The 21,844-nt window shown below is 48.5% G+C and carries 21 protein-coding genes; 16 read left to right on the top strand and 5 right to left on the bottom strand.

Going from position 1 to position 21,844, the window contains the following annotated elements:
- Window positions 1-34: 34 nt before the first annotated feature.
- The 5 genes from rplQ to hscA all read left to right on the top strand — a co-directional run bounded on the left by rplQ (window position 35) and on the right by hscA (window position 5,849).
- Window positions 35-595 carry a 50S ribosomal protein L17 gene (gene rplQ, locus I2I11_RS01340; protein ID WP_196265863.1) on the top strand — a complete coding sequence of 187 codons (561 nt, stop codon included), beginning with the start codon at window positions 35-37 and terminating at the stop codon, window positions 593-595.
- Window positions 596-901: 306 nt separating this feature from the next.
- A complete protein-coding gene (gene carA / locus I2I11_RS01345) occupies window positions 902-2,008 on the top strand; it encodes a glutamine-hydrolyzing carbamoyl-phosphate synthase small subunit (RefSeq protein ID WP_196265864.1) in 1,107 nt (368 codons plus the stop codon).
- Window positions 2,009-2,027: 19 nt separating this feature from the next.
- The gene (eno, locus tag I2I11_RS01350; protein WP_196265865.1) at window positions 2,028-3,305 is read left to right on the top strand and encodes a phosphopyruvate hydratase; all 1,278 of its coding nucleotides are present in this window, start codon (window positions 2,028-2,030) and stop codon (window positions 3,303-3,305) included.
- Between the two features lie 90 nt (window positions 3,306-3,395).
- Window positions 3,396-3,695, top strand: a complete 300-nt coding sequence (locus I2I11_RS01355) for an FtsB family cell division protein (RefSeq protein ID WP_196265866.1) — start codon at window positions 3,396-3,398, stop codon at window positions 3,693-3,695.
- Between the two features lie 288 nt (window positions 3,696-3,983).
- Window positions 3,984-5,849, top strand: coding sequence for a Fe-S protein assembly chaperone HscA (gene hscA / locus I2I11_RS01360; protein ID WP_196265867.1), 1,866 nt, complete (start codon window positions 3,984-3,986; stop codon window positions 5,847-5,849).
- A 248-nt stretch (window positions 5,850-6,097) separates the two neighbouring features.
- On the opposite strand, the gene I2I11_RS01365 is transcribed toward hscA, so the two are convergent.
- The 5 genes from I2I11_RS01365 to I2I11_RS01385 all read right to left on the bottom strand — a co-directional run bounded on the left by I2I11_RS01365 (window position 6,098) and on the right by I2I11_RS01385 (window position 11,473).
- Complete coding sequence (locus tag I2I11_RS01365) at window positions 6,098-7,168, bottom strand: Ldh family oxidoreductase (protein ID WP_196265868.1); 1,071 nt, start codon at window positions 7,166-7,168, stop codon at window positions 6,098-6,100.
- Window positions 7,169-7,274: 106 nt separating this feature from the next.
- On the bottom strand, window positions 7,275-8,060 hold the full coding sequence (locus tag I2I11_RS01370) for a DUF5602 domain-containing protein (protein ID WP_196265869.1): 786 nt from the start codon (window positions 8,058-8,060) through the stop codon (window positions 7,275-7,277).
- Window positions 8,061-8,433: 373 nt separating this feature from the next.
- Window positions 8,434-9,378: a Ppx/GppA phosphatase family protein gene (locus tag I2I11_RS01375; protein ID WP_196265870.1), complete on the bottom strand. Its 945-nt coding sequence runs from the start codon at window positions 9,376-9,378 to the stop codon at window positions 8,434-8,436.
- A 283-nt stretch (window positions 9,379-9,661) separates the two neighbouring features.
- Window positions 9,662-10,477 (bottom strand): DUF1206 domain-containing protein, encoded by an 816-nt coding sequence (locus I2I11_RS01380; RefSeq protein ID WP_196265871.1) that lies wholly within the window; start codon window positions 10,475-10,477, stop codon window positions 9,662-9,664.
- Between the two features lie 102 nt (window positions 10,478-10,579).
- Window positions 10,580-11,473, bottom strand: a complete 894-nt coding sequence (locus I2I11_RS01385) for a class I SAM-dependent methyltransferase (RefSeq protein WP_196265872.1) — start codon at window positions 11,471-11,473, stop codon at window positions 10,580-10,582.
- 105 nt (window positions 11,474-11,578) lie between these two features.
- Here I2I11_RS01385 and dapF point away from each other — a divergent pair, with 105 nt between their 5' ends.
- The 11 genes from dapF to I2I11_RS01440 all read left to right on the top strand — a co-directional run bounded on the left by dapF (window position 11,579) and on the right by I2I11_RS01440 (window position 21,816).
- Complete coding sequence (gene dapF, locus I2I11_RS01390; RefSeq protein ID WP_196265873.1) at window positions 11,579-12,379, top strand: diaminopimelate epimerase; 801 nt, start codon at window positions 11,579-11,581, stop codon at window positions 12,377-12,379.
- A 72-nt stretch (window positions 12,380-12,451) separates the two neighbouring features.
- The gene (locus I2I11_RS01395; protein WP_196265874.1) at window positions 12,452-12,967 is read left to right on the top strand and encodes a GNAT family N-acetyltransferase; all 516 of its coding nucleotides are present in this window, start codon (window positions 12,452-12,454) and stop codon (window positions 12,965-12,967) included.
- Between the two features lie 268 nt (window positions 12,968-13,235).
- Window positions 13,236-16,610: a preprotein translocase subunit SecA gene (secA, locus tag I2I11_RS01400; RefSeq protein ID WP_196265875.1), complete on the top strand. Its 3,375-nt coding sequence runs from the start codon at window positions 13,236-13,238 to the stop codon at window positions 16,608-16,610.
- Window positions 16,611-16,733: 123 nt separating this feature from the next.
- Complete coding sequence (deoC, locus tag I2I11_RS01405) at window positions 16,734-17,399, top strand: deoxyribose-phosphate aldolase (RefSeq protein ID WP_196265876.1); 666 nt, start codon at window positions 16,734-16,736, stop codon at window positions 17,397-17,399.
- Window positions 17,389-17,910 carry a sporulation protein gene (locus I2I11_RS01410; protein WP_196265877.1) on the top strand — a complete coding sequence of 174 codons (522 nt, stop codon included), beginning with the start codon at window positions 17,389-17,391 and terminating at the stop codon, window positions 17,908-17,910. The genes deoC and I2I11_RS01410 overlap by 11 nt, the downstream gene beginning before the upstream one ends.
- Before the next feature lie 400 nt (window positions 17,911-18,310).
- A complete protein-coding gene (locus I2I11_RS01415; protein WP_196265878.1) occupies window positions 18,311-18,535 on the top strand; it encodes a hypothetical protein in 225 nt (74 codons plus the stop codon).
- On the top strand, window positions 18,528-18,818 hold the full coding sequence (locus I2I11_RS21495; protein WP_196265879.1) for a type II toxin-antitoxin system RelE/ParE family toxin: 291 nt from the start codon (window positions 18,528-18,530) through the stop codon (window positions 18,816-18,818). The genes I2I11_RS01415 and I2I11_RS21495 overlap by 8 nt, the downstream gene beginning before the upstream one ends.
- A 344-nt stretch (window positions 18,819-19,162) precedes the next feature.
- A complete protein-coding gene (locus I2I11_RS01425) occupies window positions 19,163-19,786 on the top strand; it encodes a hypothetical protein (RefSeq protein WP_196265880.1) in 624 nt (207 codons plus the stop codon).
- A 67-nt stretch (window positions 19,787-19,853) separates the two neighbouring features.
- Complete coding sequence (locus tag I2I11_RS01430; RefSeq protein ID WP_230679882.1) at window positions 19,854-20,102, top strand: winged helix-turn-helix domain-containing protein; 249 nt, start codon at window positions 19,854-19,856, stop codon at window positions 20,100-20,102.
- A gap of 77 nt (window positions 20,103-20,179) precedes the next feature.
- Window positions 20,180-20,518, top strand: a complete 339-nt coding sequence (locus I2I11_RS01435; protein WP_196265882.1) for a potassium transporter KefB — start codon at window positions 20,180-20,182, stop codon at window positions 20,516-20,518.
- Between the two features lie 56 nt (window positions 20,519-20,574).
- Window positions 20,575-21,816 (top strand): hypothetical protein, encoded by a 1,242-nt coding sequence (locus tag I2I11_RS01440; protein WP_196265883.1) that lies wholly within the window; start codon window positions 20,575-20,577, stop codon window positions 21,814-21,816.
- Window positions 21,817-21,844 lie beyond the last annotated feature (28 nt).

Raw genomic sequence — 21,844 nt, forward strand, 5'->3', positions numbered from 1 at the left:
TGATTGACGGTATGCACGTGCACAATTCAAAATAATGAGACACGGTAAAAAAGTAAATCACTTAGGAAGAACCGCTTCACACCGAAAGGCAATGTTGTCTAATCTGGCAGCATCCCTTATCCTGCACAAGCGCGTTTCTACTACAGTAGCTAAAGCAAAGGCCCTGCGCAAGTATGTGGAGCCACTGCTGACCAAATCAAAGAACGATACAACACATTCCAGAAGAACCTGTTTTGCTTACCTGCAGGACAAAGAATCTGTGAAAGAGCTTTTTGATGAAGTATCTGCTAAAATAGCAAACAGGCCTGGTGGCTATACACGCATCCTGAAAACAGGTTACAGACTTGGTGATAACGCAGAGATGTGTGTTATCGAGCTGGTAGACTATAACGAGGACATGCTGGCTACTACCGGAACCGCAACTACAGGCGCGAAGAGAACCCGTCGTCGTTCTTCTGGTAAGAAAGCGGCTGCAGATGAAACAACGCCTGCTGCTGTAGCACCAGCTGCTGCGCCGGAAGCTACTGCAACTCCTGAAGCTCCTGCAGCGCCGGAAGCAAAAGAAACCACTGACGAGACGAAAGATGCTGAATAAGCAATGTCCGTAAATATTTTAAAGGGGGCCGGCGTAAGTCGTGTCCCTTTTTTATTTTTGTTGTTTTTGATAACCTTGCCAATTATTAACCATTTTGCCGGCTAAAGTTACCTGCATGTGCATCTTCGTTGTGCAATTTATACTTTGCCGGATAAAGGTAAAAAGAGCTTGCGATCAGGAATAGCCAGGATGAGTATAAAACAAGTATAAATAAATTAGCATAAGTGCGTAAGCATACAGCAGGAATGTTGTGAAATTTGCCTGATTAATAATCAAACTATAAATTGAAACTTTCCCGATAGTACCATGAAAAAACATACATCAACAGAGGCAATTCTTTTATTGGAGGACGGAACCGTATTCAGGGGCAAGAGCCTTGGGGAAATTGGGATAACTGGTGGTGAGCTTTGTTTTAATACAGGCATGACCGGTTATCAGGAAATTTTTACTGATCCGTCCTATTACGGTCAGATAGTAATTACAACTGTTTCGCATGTCGGTAACTATGGTGTGCAGCACAAGGAAGTAGAGTCTGAACAGGTGCAGATAAAAGGTTTGATCTGTAAAGAGTTCTCGCAGCATTTTTCCAGAAATACAGCAGAAGGATCACTACAGGGATATTTTGAAGCAGCCGGTATTGTGGGCATTTGCGAGGTGGATACACGCGCGTTGGTGCGTCACATTCGTGATAAAGGCGCAATGAATGCTGTTATTTCCTCAGAAACAACAGACCTGGAGGAACTGCGTAAAAAACTGGCAGAAGTGCCAAGTATGGTTGGTCTCGAACTATCTTCGCAGGTGAGTACCGCTATTACATACGAGCTAAAGCCTGATGAAGTGAAGTTCAGAGTGGCTGTGCTGGATTTGGGCATCAAAAAGAACATTATAAACAATCTTGTCAGCCGTGGGTGTGAAGTAAAAATATTTCCTTACAACACGCCTTATGAGGTAATGGAAGAATGGAACCCGGATGGATATTTTGTCTCGAACGGGCCCGGCGATCCTGCTGCCAGCACGGATGCCGTGCGTAGCGTGCAGCAAATGCTGGAAAAGAACAAACCCATGTTTGGTATTTGCCTGGGGCACCAGGTGCTGGCCGAAGCTAACGGCATCGCCACTTATAAAATGCACAACGGCCACCGCGGGTTGAATCACCCGGTGAAAAATTTGATTACGGGGCGCTGTGAAGTAACTTCACAAAACCACGGGTTTGTGGTGGATGGTGATCAGCTGCTGAATCACCCGCAGGTAGAGGTAACACACATCAACCTGAACGATAATACAATTGAAGGTATACGGATGAAAGGCAAACCTGCTTTTTCGGTGCAGTATCACCCTGAGTCGTCGCCGGGGCCGCACGATTCCGGCTATCTTTTCGATGATTTTATTACGCTGTTAGAACAAAATAAGTAAAACTATAGATTAATTAATTATGAGCCTGATTACAGATATTAAAGCCCGTCAGATCTTCGATTCAAGAGGTAACCCTACCGTTGAGGTGGATGTAGTAACCGAAACCGGCATTCTGGGCCGTGCAGCAGTGCCATCCGGCGCCTCCACAGGTGCACACGAGGCTGTAGAACTCCGCGACAACGACAAAAGCAAGTACATGGGCAAGGGTGTGCTGCAGGCGGTGAAAAATGTAAACGAGAAAATTGCCGAAGAGCTGGTTGGCTTCCCTGTATATGAGCAGAACCTGATTGATAAAATCATGATTGAGCTGGACGGCTCGGAAAACAAAGGCAACTTAGGCGCAAATGCCATACTTGGCGTATCGCTGGCAGTAGCCAGGGCTGCGGCGCAGGAACTCAATATGCCGCTTTACCGCTATGTGGGCGGTGTGAGCGCCAACACGCTTCCGGTTCCGATGATGAATATCCTGAACGGCGGCAGCCACGCAGACAATTCTATCGACTTCCAGGAGTTTATGGTAATGCCGGTGGGTGCGTCTTCTTTTGCAGAAGCCTTGCGGATGGGTACGGAGGTATTCCATCACCTCAAAAATGTGCTGAAGAAGAAAGGGCTATCGACCAACGTAGGCGATGAAGGTGGCTTTGCACCAAACATTGCTTCTAACGAAGAGGCGATACAGGTGGTGTTGCAGGCTATAGAAACGGCCGGCTACAAACCAGGCGACGATTTCATGATTGCCATGGATGCGGCCAGCTCAGAATTTTATGATGCTGCGACAGGCCATTATCACTTTAAGAAATCCACAGGCGATAAACTGACATCTTCTGAAATGGTTAGCTTCTGGGCCGACTGGGTAAGCAAATATCCTATCATTTCTATTGAAGATGGTATGGCCGAAGATGATTGGGATGGCTGGAAGCAGCAAACCACCGCAATCGGCGACAAAGTGCAGTTGGTTGGCGACGATCTGTTTGTAACCAACGTAAACCGCTTGCAAAGAGGAGTAGACGAAGGTATAGCCAATGCCATACTTATCAAAGTAAATCAGATTGGTACCCTTACGGAGACTATCAGTGCTATTAACCTTGGCCGCCGCCATGGTTACAAGAGCATCATGAGTCACCGATCCGGCGAAACCGAAGATAACACTATCGCTGATTTGGCAGTGGCGCTTAATACTGGTCAGATAAAAACAGGCTCAGCTTCGCGTTCAGACCGTATGGCCAAGTATAACCAGCTACTGCGCATCGAAGAGGAACTGGGTGAAGTAGCTTATTTCCCAGGCAAGAAGTTCTGATAATTTCCTGTTTAAAAATAATTATGGCTAAGGCTGTGGGTTATATCACTCACAGCCTTATTTTTGTATAAGTACCTAAAGCCTATTGCCATGTTGAAGCACATACCTAAAATATTCCGGAATTTCTATTTTATCACCACGGTTCTGTTTCTGGTATGGATGCTCTTTTTCGACTCCAACGACTTTGTTACGCAGTACCAGATGAGCAAAAAGCTGGCGGATCTGGAAGAAGACAAGCAACACTACCTCGAGAAAATGGAGGAAGTGCAGAAAGATCGGAAAGAGCTGCTGGGCAACCCGGCGCTGCTCGAGAAATTTGCCCGCGAAAAGTACATGATGAAACGCCCGAATGAGGACGTGTTTATCATTGTGCCCAAAGAAGAAGAATAAAGCGTTACAGATTAAGAATTCAGAGTTAAAGGTATAATTCTCTGGCGCAGGCGCCCGCTTGTGCCCGGACAGCTACAAGGCAGAAGAAAGCGCCTGCGCCAAAATTTGAGAAGACAAATTCAGAACAACAAAGTATAAGAACGGTAACGGAGCAAAGAGCAGATCTAACTGCTCTTTTTTGTTTCATGTTGCCTCCTTCATACGCAAACCACAACACTGCCTAAATATTTGTAAATTGCACCACGTGCTGTTACCAAATGGCAGCAGCCTCACGTAATAACAGATACTATGGCAAAAGTAGCAATAAACCTTTCTACCGGAGCTCTTCAGCAAGAAGAGGTAATTGTAGGTATAGATTTGGGCACCACCAATAGTCTGGTCGCTTATATCCATCCTGAAGATAAAAAGCCCATCGCAATCAACGACCAGGGCCAGGGCACCATTGTGCCGTCAGTAGTGCATTTCACTGATACTGGCGAAACAGTTGTTGGCACTGCGGCAAAGGATTATCTTATCACAGATCCGGCTAATACAATATATTCTGTGAAGCGCCTGCTGGGCAAATCTTACCAGGATCTGGGCGCGCATAAAGACTATTTCGGTTATAAAGTAATTGATGATGACAGCGAAGGGCTGGTGAAAGTACGGGTAAAAAACACCTTTTACTCACCCATTGAGTTATCGGCGGAAATACTGAAGGAATTGCGCGCGCGCGCGGAGCATGCCTTGAAAACACCGGTGAACCGCGCGGTAATTACAGTGCCGGCATACTTTAACGATTCTCAGCGCCAGGCCACACGCGACGCAGGCAAACTGGCCGGGTTGGAGGTACTGCGTATTGTGAACGAACCAACTGCGGCAGCTTTGGCATACGGCATCGGCATCGATCCGAATGAGGAAAAAACCGTAGCTGTGTATGACCTGGGTGGCGGTACGTTTGATATTTCTATTTTAAGTATACACCAGGGCATTTTCGAGGTGCTTTCTACTCATGGCGACACCTACCTGGGCGGCGATGATTTTGACCGCGCCATTATCAACCACTGGATTCAGGAGAACCAACTGATTGCCGATACCGTGAACCTGGATAAGAACCTGTCGCAGGAGTTGCGCCTGAAAGCTGAGGAAGCAAAAAAGGTATTGAGCTCGCAGCAGGTATACACCAGCAGCATAGAAGGTAAAATGGAATGCCACCTGGAACGCCATACTTTTGAAGCGCTGATAGCGCCCATTGTAACCCGAACGATTGAAAGCTGCCGACAGGCAATGAGCGATGCTAAACTACAGCCGGAGCAGGTTGATGCTGTAATTATGGTGGGCGGCTCTACGCGTGTGCCGATGGTGTACGAGGCCGTGTCAGAATTTTTTGGCAGGCCTGCAAACAATACCCTGAACCCGGATGAAGTGGTAGCGCTGGGCGCAGCTATACAGGCCGATATCCTGGCCGGTAACCGCAAGGACATCCTGCTGCTGGACGTAACACCGCTCACGCTGGGCATTGAAACCATGGGCGGACTGATGGACCCGATTATCCCGCGCAACTCCAAAATACCAACCAAAGCCGGGCGCCAGTATACTACTTCCATAGACGGGCAGGTGAACATGAAAATATCTGTTTACCAGGGCGAGCGCGACGTAGTGCACGAAAACCGTAAACTGGCTGAATTTGACCTGAAAGGCATACCTGCCATGCCGGCTGGCTTTCCGAAGGTAGATGTTAACTTTATACTTAACGCTGATGGTATCCTGAAAGTAGAGGCGATTGAGCTGCGTTCGGGCACACACCAGGAAGTAGAAGTGAAGCCGCAGTATGGGCTGACAGATGCGCAGGTAGAGCAGATGCTGCTGGACTCTATTACTCACGCCCGCGAAGATGTTAATGCCCGGATGATAATTGAGGCGCGCACCACCGCTGATCAGATGCTGTATCAGGTAGAACGGTTTCTGGAGAAGAATGGTGAGTATTTAACAGAAGAAGAAATACAGCTGACCCGACAAAATGTACAGCAATTGAAAGACGTGCTGGCTTCCGGCGGAGACAAAGACGCTATTTTAACTGCAGTAGATGTACTGGAAGAACAGACAAGCCCCTTTGCAGAACGCGTGATGCAGATTTCCATCAAAAAAGCCATGTCCGGTAAAAAGATAGAATAGCAAGTATAAAGCAGCAAAATAAAGAGCGCCGGCAGATTATCTGCCGGCGCTCTTTATTTTAAGTATAGATGATGATGTAAAGTATAATTTATACATGAAGCACAAGACATAAGTATATTAAGTACCCGGATAAAATTAAGTTGCACTATCCATAAGAGCATTATACACCGTAAATCATCGGGTACCTTCAAATTAAACAAAACATGAAAAGTCTTATGTCTTGATACCTGATACTTCTGTCCTTTTATTTACTGTAGCTTAATTCCAAACTTTTTGCCCAGTGCCTCCAGATCCCGCTCTATAGGCTCTATCAACGGGATGCCATTTTTCAGGCGTTTGTCCGTCATCTCCCGCTCCGGATCGCCTGGTATCAGGACAGCTTTCTGGCCTTTTTTCACCCTGGCGTTGCGGAAGGTTTCAATCCACTTGTCCATATGCTCCTTAAACTCATCGGCAGGCCGGAAGGCATCTACGCGCATCGCCCCTAAAAAGTGCCCGATACCTTCGCCTACAGGATTTTCGGCCAGCGGCAAAAAGCTTACAAACGGCGGTACCCACGGGCCATAGTTGGCACCTGACAATACGGCCGAAAAAATATCTACAATGGCGGCCAGGGCATAGCCTTTGTGGCTGCCATGCATTTTATCGCTGCCCAGCGGGAGCAGCGCACCGCCGCTCTTTAGCTCATGCGCGTTGGTAGAACGATCGCCGTCGGCCGTCTGTATCCAGCCAACAGGCGCTTTTTTATTTTTCCGTTGCAGCATTTCCAGTTTGCCGTTCGCAGCAGATGCTGTGGCAAAGTCAGCAACAAAAGGCGGCTGTTTCATGGTTGGAATGGCTACGGCAATAGGGTTGGTGCCCAGCATACGGTCTATGGAATGTGTGGGCGCTACCAAAGGCGAGGCATTGGTCATGGCAAGGCCAATCATATCGGAGGAGAGGGCTTCCATAGCGTGGTAGCCGGCAATGCCAAAGTGGTTCGAGTTTTTAACGGATACCCAACCCGTGCCTACCTGGTTTGCTTTGTCTATAGCGATGTCCATGGCGCGCGGGGCGATTACGAGTCCCAGGCCGCTGTCGCCATCTACGGTGGCGGTGCTGGGCGTTTCGTGTACGATGCGCAACTGGGGATTTACGTTAATGCGACCAGCTTCCCAGAGGCGCACATAGCCGCTCAGGCGGGCCACACCATGCGAATCTACGCCGCGCAAATCCGCCTCCAACAGCACTTCAGCGGCCAGTTTGGCATCTTTGGGCGGGCAGCCCATGTGCAGAAAAACCTCCTGTGTAAAATCAAAGAGTTGTGAGTAGGCATGCATAAACAATCAGCTTCGGTGGAGGCGGCAAATTAATAAATTCTCAAACCAAAGCCTCAGATAAAATGCAGGCATCTGGCCAAAGCAGCTGCTTCCTGCCGTAGCCGCCCTACTTTAGTTGCATGTCATTCAGCGAAATCACGTACATTTCTGATTCCGGATCGTAGCGGATGCTGTAAGTAGCAGGGTAGTATAAGCCCTTTTGCTGAAAGTCAGCCGGCGGCTTGATAGGGAATGTGTCGTTAGGGCGCGACAGCAGGTATTCCATCGTAAACATGGGCTCCAGGAAAGCTATCTCACCATTGTAAGAACCATAAATAAAGGTTTGGGTGAACTGCTGCCCGTTCAGTTCCGGCGAAAATTTGTCGAACCAGTGCTTGCCCATCATAGGCACATTCACCTGTGCATCAATATAATCGGCGGGCAAATACTTTGCATCCGGACTAATCTGCATTTTGGGATCCGACACCTCATCGCCGATTTGCTGTTGCTCGGCCGGCGTAATCATGTAAAAATGCGCATCCAGGTGTGGCACCTGATAGAATGCCGGTGGGTGCCCCATGGGGTTCCAGTCTACGCCGATGTGGTTAAAAGGGGTTTTGGCCTTGGCTTCAGCAGGCAGGTCTATCTCGTAGTAAACCATACCCATCATCGGATCATCCAGGGCAGGCTCCGGGAGGCCGTTCAGTGCCTCTTTCGTTAGTTGCACGCCTATAGCGGTCGGGTTACCGGCTGCATCCAGTGTTACCCAGGAACTGGCAATGCCGTTGCCCACAGGTATGCTTTGCCCATAGATGGTTTTTTCAGCCGCAGGGCTTGTGTCGTTGTCACTGTCACAACCAAAAACAAGTATGGCCAGAAACACGGTGAATAGGGGGTAGAGGGTCTTTCTCAAATTATAAAATGTTAAAAATATCAATCTTATTCCGGCAGCTTTATAACTGTATATAAGTATAAGTAGCCACGCAAAAGATAACAGATAAATCAGTAAGAGGTCTAAAGTACAAATAAGTTGTTCGTAACTAATTTATCCGGAACTTGTGCAGAGTGCAAAGCAGAAGCTCTTGGCTTAGTTTTCACAAAAGTATAAATAAGATATTCATAATTAAGCTGTTGAGAAAGATTATATTTTACAGAGGTCTTTATTCCTGCTTAAAGAGGAATAATTGTTTTATAAGTCCTAAACAGCCAGAGAACTGCTTAAAGTTTAAAATTGCACAGGAAAGTTTAATTAGTGTTAGCTGCTTTGTAACACAATGCCGACGCAGCTAGTTGTTGAGCTCTTGCAATGCCTTTTGCAGTACGCCTTCTTTCAGTGCATACAAGGATACACGGATCTCCTGCAGGTGGTATTGCTGCAGTATAAAATCCACGGCTATACTTGCAGGCACAATCATATCTACACGCATTTCCAGCATGCCCGGTATGGCCAGGCGCTGCGCGTGGTTTTTGCTTAAGAGTTCGTGATGAATCCGATAATAATCGTTGAGGCTGATACTGGAAGCTACAGGCAGCTTTTGCTGGCGCGACGTATCGCCTTTACTTTGGGCATCTATGTCGCAGAACGTGTCGAAAGTGCCGGATGATCCTACCAGCGCAATGGGTTTATACTTGCTTACCGCTTCGGACAAAGGCTGCAGTTTCTCTTTTAAGTATGATTTTTCGGCTTCTATACTTTGCTGCGGAATGGGATCCTGCTGAAAGAACCGATCTACCAGGCGCTGCGCGCCAATCTCAAAGCTGTGTTTCCAGAAAATTTCCTGCTGGTTGCAAAGTATAAACTCCACACTGCCGCCGCCAATGTCCATTATCAGGGAGGTTTGCGCATCCAGCACACCCGCAGACCGCACCCCATAATAGATGTACTCTGCTTCGCGATCGCCGGAAATGATTTCTACTTCGATATCCGTTTGCTTGAAAATGTCTTTCACAAAGTCGCCGCCGTTCGCTGCATTGCGCACCATACTTGTCGCCATCGCCCGCACTGTTTCGGCGCCATACGCATCTATGGTTTTACGGAAATCGCGCAACGTTTTAAGCCCCCGCTCATAAGCCTCCGGCGCAATGTTGCCCCTGCTGATACCGCCCTGCCCCAGCAGCACCGGCAGCCTGGTTTTGTATAATTCGTGCAGTTGTCCTTGTGCATCCACCTCCGTTATCAGCAGGTGAAAGGTATTGGTGCCCATATCAATAAGGGCGAGGCGCTGGTTCATACTTTAATGTATTAATTCGTAAATGTACTGCGTGAATTTGATTGGTTGATGATAGCTCAGAAAAGTACTGCCTGAATATAATTTCTCCAGCAAAGATATTAAGTATGAAAATATAATTGTGATGTACAATGTATGATGAACAAAGAATAATAGCAAGTATAGATAAAACGGTTGTCAGAACAGCCCTGATATAATCCCGGAGCGGCTCTGTTTTATAATTACAGCAGTACTTGGGTTCGCTTAAAAGTTATTATACATTGTATACCATAATCATCAACGTTACTCAACCCTTATCGGGGTCATAATAAGCACCGAGGGCGAACATAAAGAGGCCGTAGCAGATGGTGCCGGCCGCTACCAGAATAAAGTATAAATGCCCGATGTGGTCCCCTATAAAATCAAAGGCTTTGTCAGTGTTCACCACATACTGTGCATTTTCCAATATCCCTGCTTTGAGCAGGAAAAAGCCAATGATCCCTAAAATAATCCCCCGTGCGGTATACCCCAACCAGGCAAGCGCCCGGATCAGCTGCTTTTCAACAGCACGGAGGCGGCCGATGTTGATCCTTTCCTTGTACCCGTTTGTAATGCCGTAGAGTAACTGCACCACAGCGGTCACGGCAACAACGGCTCCGGTACAGATGATGGCCCAATCGCCCCAGCTTTTTTGCAGGATCAGGTGCACCAGCCTGCGTTGCTCTTCGGGCTGGCCGTTTTCCGGTATGTGGCTTTTGCCGAGCAAGCTCATAATGGCAGTGTATGCAATGAGCATATCGGCGACGGTGCTCAGGGCTATGCCTGTTCGCGTGGCAATGCCTTTCGGGCTCGTTCCATACCCGTAAGGGTCTTTGATGGTTTCGTATATGCGCCAGGCAATGTAGCTGATCGTCCCTAGCAGGATAACCCAGATAAGGATCTTGCCGAGCACAAAGTCGTTGAGAAAAGCCAGCAGGCTACTTTCACCTGCGCCCCCATGCTTGATCTTTAAGAAAGACAGAATGGCGATAACGCCAACGGCGACATAGATAATTCCTGTCGAGAAGCACCCGTAAATGGGGAGGAGGGCAATCCAATGCTTTTTCTTTTCCCTGTCTGGCATCTGTTTATTAAAGCTTACAAAACGTTACCGTATTGGAATAAAAGGCCGGGGTAACGACTATGCAGGATACGAGAGCCGGCAGGAAGCGGGTGCGGCAAACAGTTATTTTTTGACTGACGTAAACCGGAAAAACGTGCCCAAGGGCAGCCTGCGTTCACCTTTGTCGTGCAGGTATAGCTCGCCCAACTCTTCATGTTGCACCTGCTCACCGAAAGTGCCGCGCATCAGGTTATCCAGGATCATGGCAGAGAAGCCGATGGAGTATAGATTGATGAGCAGGAAGTAATCGGTTTTGTCCAGCAGGTCGCGGCAAAGTTTTATCATCTCGTTCAGTTCTTCCTCTAGCTGCCATTTTTCGCCATTCGGACCGCGGCCGTAGGAGGGCGGGTCCAGGATGATACCGTTGTAGGTGTTGCCGCGCTTTACTTCGCGGCGCACAAATTTCATGGCGTCTTCTACCACCCAGCGCACATTGTCCAGGTTGCTGGCTTCCATGTTATCGCGGGCCCAGAAGTTTACTTGTTTGATGGAGTCGAGGTGCGTTACGTCGGCGCCGGCAGCTTTGGCCGCCAGCGTGGCGCCGCCGGTATAGGCAAACAGGTTTAGCACTTTCGGCTGGCTGGCCTGCAGCTGGCGCGTGGTATCATAAATATACTTCCAGTTACTGTCCTGCTCCGGAAAAATGCCCACGTGCTTAAACGACGACAAACCAAGGCGGAAACGCAGTTTCAGGTCCTTATACTTGTAATCAATGTACCATTGTTCTGGCATACCTTTCTTCAGTTTCCACTGGCCTTTTTCCTGACTGCCTTTGTCGCGGGTAAAAGTAGCCTGCGCCAGGCGCTGCCATTCCTGTTCCGGCAGGTGCTTGTCCCAGATAGCCTGCGGCTCAGGGCGTGCCACGTAGTAAGCGCCAAAGCGCTCCAGCTTCTCAAAATTTCCCGAATCCACCAGCTCATAATCTGCCCAGTTTTCTGTTGTAAGAAAGGAATACATATCTTTGTCGTTTAGTTATGGCTATGAGCCGGTTGGTGCAAAATTAACATTTATCCGCCGAACCTGAAAAGGGCACAAAGCCGCTAATTTAATTGTTACAGATACATGGCATTAACTTTTTATAAATACCAGGGCACCGGAAACGATTTTGTGATGGTGGACAACCGCAAACATACTTTCCCGGTTGCAGATGAAGCTTTTGTGAAACACCTTTGCGACCGCCGCAGGGGTATAGGAGCCGACGGGCTGATACTGTTGCAGGACCATCCGGACTATGATTTCGAGATGGTATACTATAACGCCGACGGCCGGCTGGGTTCTATGTGCGGCAATGGCGCACGCTGCACGGTGCGCTTTGCCCGGCATATAGGCGTGATAGAAGACGTAGCCTGCTTTCTGGCGGCCGACGGCGAGCACCAGGCCAGCGTAGAGCGTGAGCTGATACAACTGAAGATGAACGATGTGCACGGGGTAGAACGAATCGGGGATGATTATTTCCTGAACACCGGCTCCCCGCATTATGTACGTTTTGTGGATGATGTAGAGGCGCTGGACGTGGTAAAAGAAGGCCGCGCCATCCGCTATAACAATCGTTTCAGGGAAGCAGGCACTAACGTGAATTTTGTACAGCGCCTCTCTGCGGACGAGATTTTTGTGCGTACTTACGAGCGCGGCGTAGAAGACGAAACGCTGTCGTGCGGTACAGGCGTAACAGCCTGTGCGCTGGTTGCCGGCCTGGTAGGCATGCAGAGCCCTGTGAAAGTGAAAACACTGGGAGGCGAACTGGAAGTGGCATTCAGGCGCGACAACGACGTCTTTAAATACATTTACCTGATTGGGCCGGCAAAACAGGTGTATACCGGTGTACTGCCGCTCGATGCAGTAAGTATAAACCAGAAGGCATAAAGCGAACAGCCTGCTGCAGCGTGTACCCGTAACGGTAGCAGGCGAACCATAAAGTTATACATCCAGTCCAGCGTGTTTCTGAAATCCGACCATACTTACCTGCGTGCCCTCGAACCTGCGGATCTGGATTTCCTGTATCCTCTCGAAAACGATACCTCCGTCTGGCATGTGGGCAACACCGTTGCGCCGTATTCCAGAGCCGTGCTGGCGCAATACCTCGAAAACGCGGCACTCGATATTTATACGGTCAGGCAACTGCGCCTCGTTATCTGCAACAACAGCCACGAAGCAGTAGGCGCTGTCGATTTGTATGATTTTGATCCGCTGCACCGCCGGGCAGGTATAGGTATTGTGGTAGTGGCATCGCAGCGGCGCAATGGCCATGCGGCGGAGGCGCTGCAGTTACTTTTGCCATACTGCCGCCATACCCTGCACCTGCACCAGGTCTATTGCTCGGTTAAGGCTACCAATACGGCCAGTATAAACCTGTTCCGGAAAAGCGGGTTCACAGAAATCGGGGTGCGGAAAAGCTGGCTGCTGACGCCGGATGGCTGGAATGATGCTGTTGAGATGCAATTGCTTTTCTGACTGCGGATGCTGAACTTCTGGCGTGGTTCCGTAGTTTTAATTGATGGAGGTGCCTGCCACAATGCCACAACCTACCTGTTCTGGCATAGCGGCCTAAGTATGAAAAGTATAGATAATAGATAAGCTATACTCGGCCGGTAATTTTGACAGGCAAATCTGATCCCCGTTTTTATGGTATTGTTTTAGTGGGAGCATTCATTATCTCAGAAAAACGCCTTAATTTTGACGGGATTGCTAACCAGGGATTTCATTTAAGAACAACATACAGATGTTTGATTTTTTCGGTAAAACTGTTGCCAAAGTATTCGGTACAAAATCCGACAGGGATATAAAGGAAGTAATGCCTTATGTCGCTAAAATAAACGAAGAATATGCCAAACTTGCCGGCCTGTCAGGTGACGAACTCCGCCAGAGAACGGCTGAGGTGAAGCGCGTGATAGACGAGCGCCTGAAGCCGATAGATGAGCAGATAGCGGGCCTGCACAAGCGTATTGCCGATGAGCCGGAGCTGGATATCGTACAGAAGGAAAATATATTCTCCGAGATTGACGAGCTGGAGAAGCAGCGCAACAAAGACTTGGAGGTAGTGCTGATGGAAGTGCTGCCGGCGGCTTTTGCCATTGTGAAGGAAACTGCCCGCCGCTGGAAAGAGGATGGTCAGATGGAGGTGACGGCTACCGAACAGGATAGGGCCTTTGCCGCGACAAAAGCAAACGTGCAGATAGAGGGCGACAAAGCTATCTGGCTGAACAAGTGGGTAGCTGCCGGAACTGAAATTACCTGGGACATGCTGCATTACGATGTGCAGCTGATTGGCGGCGTGGTGCTGCACCAGGGCAAAATTGCGGAGATGGCGACAGGTGAAGGTAAAACGCTGGTAGCTACGTTGCCGGCCTTCCTGAATGCGCTGGCCAAACGTGGCGTGCACGTCGTAACCGTAAACGATTACCTGGCCAAGCGTGACTCTGAGTGGGTGGGCCCCTTATTTGAATTCCATGGCCTCACCATCGATTGTATCGATAAGCACCAGCCAAATTCCGAGGCGCGCCGCAAGGCTTACCGCGCCGACATCACCTACGGTACCAACAACGAATTCGGCTTCGATTACCTGCGCGACAACATGTCCAGAGACCCGCAGGACCTGGTACAGCGCCAGCACCATTATGCCATGGTCGATGAAGTGGACTCTGTGCTGATTGATGATGCCCGTACACCGCTGATTATTTCGGGCCCCGTGCCACGCGGCGATGAGCACGAGTTTTACCAGCTGAAGCCACGCATTGCCATGCTGGTAGATGCACAGCGTAAAGTAGTAAATAACTTCCTTACAGAGGCCAAGCGCCTGATCAAAGAAGGCGACACCAAAGAAGGCGGCATTTCTCTGTTCCGCGCTTACCGTGGCCTGCCCAAGAGCAAGCCTTTGATTAAGTATCTGAGTGAGCAGGGAAACCGCGCCATACTTCAGAAAACAGAAAACTACTTCCTGCAGGATAACTCCCGCATGATGCCGGAAGCCGATGAGCCACTATACTTTACCATCGACGAAAAGCACAACCAGATTGAGCTGACCGAAAAAGGCATCGACCTGATTACGGGCCAGGGCGAAGATCCGAATTTCTACATCATGCCGGATATCGGCACCGAGATCGCCAATATCGAGAACGATAAATCCATTTCGCACGAAGAGCAGGTACACGCCAAAGAACGCCTGATCAGTGATTTCCAGGAGAAATCGAAGCGCATTCATACCATCAACCAGTTGCTCAAGGCTTATACTTTGTTCGAGAAGGACACCGAGTATATCGTAACGCCGGACAGCAAAGTGAAGATCGTGGATGAGCAGACGGGCCGTGTAATGGAAGGCCGCCGCTACTCTGATGGTTTGCACCAGGCCATCGAGGCGAAAGAAAACGTGAAGGTAGAGGATGCCACCCAGACCTATGCCACGGTTACACTGCAGAATTATTTCCGCATGTACCACAAGCTGGCCGGTATGACGGGTACGGCCGAAACAGAGGCAGGCGAGTTCTGGGAAATTTATAAACTGGATGTGGTGGTGATTCCGACCAACCGCCCGATTCAGCGTAACGACGAGCACGACAAAGTCTTCAAGACTGTTCGGGAGAAGTATAACGCCGTAGTTGACGAGATTGTGGAACTCACTGAAATAGGCCGTCCGGTGCTGGTGGGTACAACCTCCGTTGAGATTTCGGAACTCCTGAGCCGCATGCTTACCCTGCGCAAGATAAAGCACCAGGTACTCAACGCCAAAATGCACCAGAAGGAGGCTGAAATTGTGGCCGAAGCGGGTAAGTCCAGCACGGTAACCATCGCCACCAACATGGCGGGTCGTGGTACCGACATTAAACTGACGCCGGAATCGAAAGCAGCAGGTGGTTTGGCCATTGTGGGTACTGAGCGCCACGAGTCACGCCGCGTAGACCGCCAGTTGCGTGGCCGTGCCGGCCGCCAGGGAGATCCGGGCTCTTCGCAGTTCTTTGTGTCATTAGAGGATAACCTGATGCGCCTGTTCGGTTCCGACCGTATTGCCCGCCTGATGGACCGTATGGGTCTGGAAGAAGGCGAGGTAATTCAGCACTCTATGATTACCAACTCTATTGAGCGTGCGCAGAAGAAGGTGGAAGAAAATAACTTCGGCCAGCGCAAGCGCCTGCTGGAGTACGATGACGTGATGAACGCGCAACGCGAGGTGGTGTACAAGCGCCGCCGCAACGCGCTGTATGGTGAGCGCCTGGAGCTGGATATCTGGAATATGATCTATGATATCAGCGAGGATGTGGTGGTGAGTTACAAGAACATTAACGACTACGAGAACTTCCAACTGCACCTGATACGTGTATTTGGTTTTGAGCCGACCATTACAGAAGATGAGTTCAGGGCCGGCCAGGCAAACCAGCTGGCACAGCGCCTGTACAACGAAGCGCTGAACTTCTACCTCAACAGAAACAAGGAGACTGCTGCACAAGCTTACCCCATTATCTCGGATATCCACCAGAACCGCGGGCCGATGATAGAGAACGTGGCCGTGCCGTTTACGGATGGTAAGCGCCAGATTGCTGCGGTAGCCAACCTGACCAAGACTTACGAGTCCAAAGGGATGGAGCTTATCCGTGCTATGGAGAAAATTATCACGCTCGGTACCATCGACCAGGCCTGGACAGAACACCTGCGCCAGATGGACGACCTGAAGCAGAGCGTGCAGAACGCGGTATACGAGCAGAAAGATCCGCTCCTGATTTATAAGTTTGAGTCATTTGAGCTGTTTAAGCGCATGATTGGCAAGGTGAACGAAGAAACCATCAACTTCCTGTTCCATGCCTTCATTCCGATTCAGGCGCCGGAGCAGGTACAGACGCCGCGTGCGCCGCAACCGGCTCCCAAACCGCCCGTGCTGAAGGAGCGCAAAGCAGCCGTACACTCTTCCCTGGAAGATGAGACCGGCCATACTGCAGCAACTGCTGCGGAGCCTGAGCGTATCATGCCCGCCCATTCGCAGAAGGTAGCTGGTCGCAATGATCGGGTAAGCGTACAGTACCTGGATGGCCGCCTGGTGAAAGACGTGAAATTTAAGACTGTAGAAGAAGACCTGCACAACAACCGTTGTGTGCTGGTTGAAGTATAACTCCAGAGGAGCAGCTTATGCCCCATAAGGCGAATGGCTGCTCTTTTCCATACTTCAAAAGCATAGCGTTGTTCAACATAAGCCGGTTTTAAAGTCTTATGCCAGACACCTGCGTCTAAAATTATGACCGGAAACGAGTTAGCTGCTTATATTGATCACACACTGCTGCGCCCGGAGGCTACCGATGCGCAAATAAGGCAGCTTTGCGACGAAGCCCGCAACTATGGCTTTGCCGCTGTTTGCGTACCCCCGTGTTACGTGCAACTGGCCAAAGACCAGTTGGGGCCGGGAGCACTTGTGAAAATTGCCACAGTGGCAGGCTTTCCGTTGGGCTATCAGCATGCAAAAATAAAGCTCATGGAAACAGATCAGGCCCTTGCCGACGGTGCCGCCGAAATAGATGTAGTGATGAATATCTCTGCTTTTAAGTCAGGAAGGTATAAACAGGTACAGGACGAGCTAAGCGATGTCGCCAGCCTTTGTCATCTGAAAAATGCAGCGCTGAAAGTGATTATAGAAACAGCCCTGTTAGCTGCGGATGAAATCGAGAAAGCCTGTGAGCTATGCGTTGCGGCAGATGCGGATTATGTCAAAACTTCGACAGGCTTTGCCGCTTCAGGCGCTTCTGCCGCAGATGTGAAACTGATGCGCCGCGTGCTGCCGGGCCATATCAAAATAAAAGCAGCCGGAGGCATAAAAACATTTGCCGATGCGGAAGCGTTAATTAAGGCCGGGGCCGATAGGTTGGGCTGCTCGGCCGGCATCCAGATAGTTACCCATGAACAATAATTTAACAAGTATTTTCCTGTCGCTGCTATTGTTGTTTACGGTCGCCTGTGCTTCATCGGCAGGTAGGGCAGGCAGCGAAACAAATATAGGAAAGGGCAACGATGCCAAAGCAAAGGTAAAAGAAGACCTGAGCCAATATCGCCCGAGGTATACTGTAGCAGAAGCCGGCGAGGCAGCCAAAGCAACGCCCACACACCACGTAAACGATCAGGTGGCGGTGCTGATGGACACGGTAGCGAATGTAAACAAAAATATAAGGTATGCGCAGGGGTATCGTATACTTGCCTATACAGGATCTGAGCGCCAGGCTGTGATGAACCTGCGCAAAAACATTATCGGGCGCGTACCGGATGAGAAAGACTACCTGACGTACCAGCAACCCAATTTCCGGTTAAAGATTGGGGACTTTTTCAGTCGTGTGGAGGCGCAACAGGTCCTGAACCAGATTCAGGACTTGGTTCCAAATGCACAGATTGTACCCGACCAAATCACCATCAACAAACATTATTAGAGCTGCGCGGGCAGTTTAAAGTATAAAAACGTTGCGTCTTTATCAGGCGCAACGTTTTTTATTTTGATGCTATATTAAGTGATTGATGTTACCATACTGGCTGATTGTGTAACATCAGCGAATAATGTGAAATTAATAAAATGTATGAGTGGTTAAGTTAATTCTGTACCCATACTTAGGTCAATTTAGCTCGCCCTCCGCCGGAAGCACCACGCTGAACATAAGGGTGTACAGTAGCGCAAAACCATGGGCAGTATTGTCACCTTAGAAGTACAGCACATCACAACTCACTATAAAAACTACCAGACAGACCTACTCTACAGGGTAGCATCTTAAAGTACTGGGCTGCGCTAAAGGAGCAGCGCTAAACAAAAGAGAAGAAAAATAGTACATTTGAATCATGAGGACACTTATATTCAACTTCCACAACGAACAGGAAGAGAAAGTGCTGTTGGCCTTTCTGGACAGCCTGAAATATGATTACCAACGGGTGGATGAACAGGAATCTTTCCAGCTTTCCGATGAGGAGGTAAAAGGCCTGCTACAGACTAAGCGTGATTTTATGGAAGGCAGAGTCTCGGCCCGCTCTTGGAAGGACATTAAGCGAGACCTGAGATGTGTTTAGTATTCATCTCCTGGAAAGGGCGGAGCAGGAAGTCACGGATGCCTACACTTGGTACGAGGCTCGGCAGCCAGGGCTTGGTGAGCGGTTTCTCGACATGGTAGATGACTACTTGGTCATGATTGGGTCTAATCCATACCAATATCCAAGCAGGTATAACAATGAACTACATGTTGCCCCCATGAAAATTTTTCCTTACCTGGTTGTATACTGGGTTGATGAGGGACAGGAAATTGTATTTGTAGCCTCCTTGTTCCATACCAGCCGAAAACCCGGGAAATTCTAAAATCGTCCGAAATAACAAGAATAGGCATAGCTTAAGCCTTTGCAATTAATAAAAATTACTGGAAACGGAAAGAGGCTCAGACGAACATAAATAGGAAAGAATAGCTGCTCCTTTATCTGTTCCAAATAAAACATATTTCAGGAAGAGTTTTTATCGGAGAAACAGCCTCTGTTTGCCGGAACCACAGGTGCTGTTTTTGGTGCTTGGGCGGAAGGAGAAGCGGTTGATGGTTTAGAATTTCCGCAAAGTAGCCATTAAGAGAAATATATTTTATAAAATATTTCATCCGCATTTTTTGGGAATACGTTAATGATTATTAACTTTGAATTGCAAAGTACTTTAAGATGAATCAGCAGCAAGAACAATTAGCAACACTGCACGAGATCCGCAACATTATGGATCGCTCATCGCGGTTTATTTCTCTCAGCGGACTTTCAGGTATTTCGGCGGGGCTTACGGCACTTGCCGGATCAGCCGTAGTAATATGGTACCTGGGTGAGCATAACATTGCCTGGCGTGGAAACTACGATGTTGTGCTTAGTCAGCACGCTATCCTGTTCTTGCTGGCAGTGGCACTGGTGGTGCTGGTGGTAGCGCTCGGGCTGGCATCTTTTTTTACCATCCGCAGGGCACGCAAAAACAACCAGCGTATCTGGGACGGTAAATCGCAGCGCTTGCTGGTAAACCTGGCTATACCTTTGGCAGCAGGCGGTATATTTTGTGCTGTGCTGCTTTACCACGCTATTTTATACTTAATTGCACCCGCTATGCTTGTTTTCTATGGCCTGGCTCTGATCAACGGCAGTAAGTATACGTTCAGCGACATCCGGTACCTGGGTATATGCGAACTGGTGCTGGGTTTATCTTCCAGCTTCTTTGTGAGTTACGGGCTGCTGTCGTGGACGATAGGGTTTGGTGTGCTGCACATCGTGTATGGCGCACTGGTATACTTTAAATACGAACGATAAACACCCTTTGAAAACGTTTCTTGATAATATAAACAAAGCCTTTGAGAGCAGGGCACGGCTTGGCATTATGTCGGTGCTGATGGTGGAAGACAGCGTGGATTTTGGCACCCTGAAAGAAACCCTGCAGCTAACTGACGGCAACCTGGCCAGCCACCTGCGTGCACTTGAAGAAGCAGAATACCTGCGCGTGGAAAAACAGTTTGTCGGGCGCAAACCTAATACAACTTACCATGCCACAGATGCCGGCCGTGAAGCCTTTAATAGCCACTTAGATGCTTTGGAGCAGCTAATTTTAAATAACCGGCAAAGCGACTAATTTTTTTATACCTATACTTTGTAATTCAAAGTACTTTATTAAATAAATATTTATCATCAACTTAAAACTAAATTACCATGACACAGAAAAACAATTTAAAAGTATTCCCCATTAAGTCAGCATCTTTAATAAAAAGAATGTTGCTGGGCGCTCTGATAGGCTTGATCCTCATCTCCATTTTTCTGCTGGGAGCAGGAGATCCAAATCCTGAATGGGGAAAACTATGGATGATTAGACCTCTGATTATCGTTCCGTTAGCCGGCGCCATGGGTGGTGCATTTAATTACTTCATCAATCAGCAGGATTTCCGGAACGGTTGGGCAAAGATACTGGCCATTATATTGAGCATAATCGTTTTCATAATCGGACTTTGGCTGGGTACTGTTTTGGGATTGGATGGCACATATTGGGATTAAAAGAACCTGACGGAACAGAGTAAAAAGTTTGACTAATAATTTTAAAGTATAATCCCATGCGTAACGAAATACTTTCGAACATTCACAACCCCGGGCAGCTTGAGAAGCTATATCGGGCAAACAAGGCAGGTTTTAAGCAGGAATTCAGCGACATTTACCCACAACTTAGTGGTAGTGCACTCGCTGATTTCTGGTACGAAAGGCTGAATTACGAATCTGATGCCATTTCCTGGGGTTCCAGGAATGAATTCTTATTTGTTATACTCGCCTCTCTGGTTGCGGGTCTTTTTGCCAAATTACCGGCCATCTTCACCATCAGCGAAGAGTTCTTTTATCCCCGCAACATTGGCTTTTTAGTATTCCCGTTTTTAACTGCCTATTTCGCCTGGAAAAATAGATTACCACTTAACAAAATAACTTTTATCAGCGGGGTTATACTTATTTGCCTGGTGTATATCAATTCATTGCCAAATAATGCTACAAGCGATACCCTGCTGTTGGCCTGTATACATTTGCCTTTGCTGCTGTGGGTTATACTGGGGGTATCGTTTGCAGGCGATGAACTCAGCAACTATAAAATGCGGCTCGACTTTTTACGTTTTAACGGGGATTTGGCCGTCATGTGTGCGCTGATAGGTATTGCGGGCGGAATAATGACTGGCATCACAATCGGACTCTTCTCTCTCATTGGTTTTCAGATTGAGCAGTTTTACGGTGAGTACATAGTGGCTTTCGGGTTACCCGCTGTACCTATTGTGGCTGCTTACCTTACCCAAACCAATCCGCAACTGGTAAACAAAGTATCGCCCGTTATTGCCAAAATATTCAGTCCGCTGGTTTTAGTAATGCTTGTTATTTATCTGGGCGCCATCATTTCTTCAGGAAAAGACCCCTATAACGACAGAGAATTCCTGTTACTGTTTAACCTGCTGCTGATTGGGGTGATGGCCTTGATATTCTTCTCCGTTGCCGAAAACGCTAAAGATAAGTCTGCGTCGGGCGTCTGGGTACTTCTGCTGTTATCTGTAGTTACGGTTGTAGTAAATGGCATTGCGCTGTCGGCTATTTCATTCCGGATATCGGAGTGGGGAATTACACCTAACAGAATAGCAGTGCTGGGTGGTAATGTTTTAATGTTGGTTCATCTGCTAATCGTAACAGTTATGTTGTATAAAGCTGTAACCAAGAAGGCAGCCATAACCGAAGTCGGCAGGTCAATTGTACTCTACATTCCTGTATACTTTATCTGGACAGTAGTAGTAGTTTTCGTCTTTCCGCTGGTTTTCGGTTTTAAATAAAAGCTGGACAGGTATGTAAAGGAGCAGA

This window comes from Pontibacter rufus (assembly GCF_015694705.1).
In the GTDB taxonomy this organism is placed as follows: Bacteria; Bacteroidota; Bacteroidia; order Cytophagales; family Hymenobacteraceae; genus Pontibacter; species Pontibacter rufus.

Excerpts from the sequence above, each read along its gene's own strand:
- rplQ (WP_196265863.1), top strand. The coding sequence starts at position 35 with ATGAGACACGGTAAAAAAGTAAATCACTTAGGAAGAACCGCTTCACAC.
- carA (WP_196265864.1), top strand. The coding sequence starts at position 902 with ATGAAAAAACATACATCAACAGAGGCAATTCTTTTATTGGAGGACGGA.
- eno (WP_196265865.1), top strand. The coding sequence starts at position 2,028 with ATGAGCCTGATTACAGATATTAAAGCCCGTCAGATCTTCGATTCAAGA.
- I2I11_RS01355 (WP_196265866.1), top strand. The coding sequence starts at position 3,396 with ATGTTGAAGCACATACCTAAAATATTCCGGAATTTCTATTTTATCACC.
- hscA (WP_196265867.1), top strand. The coding sequence starts at position 3,984 with ATGGCAAAAGTAGCAATAAACCTTTCTACCGGAGCTCTTCAGCAAGAA.
- I2I11_RS01365 (WP_196265868.1), bottom strand. The coding sequence starts at position 7,168 with ATGCATGCCTACTCACAACTCTTTGATTTTACACAGGAGGTTTTTCTG.
- I2I11_RS01375 (WP_196265870.1), bottom strand. The coding sequence starts at position 9,378 with ATGAACCAGCGCCTCGCCCTTATTGATATGGGCACCAATACCTTTCAC.
- I2I11_RS01380 (WP_196265871.1), bottom strand. The coding sequence starts at position 10,477 with ATGCCAGACAGGGAAAAGAAAAAGCATTGGATTGCCCTCCTCCCCATT.
- I2I11_RS01385 (WP_196265872.1), bottom strand. The coding sequence starts at position 11,473 with ATGTATTCCTTTCTTACAACAGAAAACTGGGCAGATTATGAGCTGGTG.
- dapF (WP_196265873.1), top strand. The coding sequence starts at position 11,579 with ATGGCATTAACTTTTTATAAATACCAGGGCACCGGAAACGATTTTGTG.
- secA (WP_196265875.1), top strand. The coding sequence starts at position 13,236 with ATGTTTGATTTTTTCGGTAAAACTGTTGCCAAAGTATTCGGTACAAAA.
- deoC (WP_196265876.1), top strand. The coding sequence starts at position 16,734 with ATGACCGGAAACGAGTTAGCTGCTTATATTGATCACACACTGCTGCGC.
- I2I11_RS01410 (WP_196265877.1), top strand. The coding sequence starts at position 17,389 with ATGAACAATAATTTAACAAGTATTTTCCTGTCGCTGCTATTGTTGTTT.
- I2I11_RS01415 (WP_196265878.1), top strand. The coding sequence starts at position 18,311 with ATGAGGACACTTATATTCAACTTCCACAACGAACAGGAAGAGAAAGTG.
- I2I11_RS01425 (WP_196265880.1), top strand. The coding sequence starts at position 19,163 with ATGAATCAGCAGCAAGAACAATTAGCAACACTGCACGAGATCCGCAAC.
- I2I11_RS01430 (WP_230679882.1), top strand. The coding sequence starts at position 19,854 with ATGTCGGTGCTGATGGTGGAAGACAGCGTGGATTTTGGCACCCTGAAA.
- I2I11_RS01435 (WP_196265882.1), top strand. The coding sequence starts at position 20,180 with ATGACACAGAAAAACAATTTAAAAGTATTCCCCATTAAGTCAGCATCT.
- I2I11_RS01440 (WP_196265883.1), top strand. The coding sequence starts at position 20,575 with ATGCGTAACGAAATACTTTCGAACATTCACAACCCCGGGCAGCTTGAG.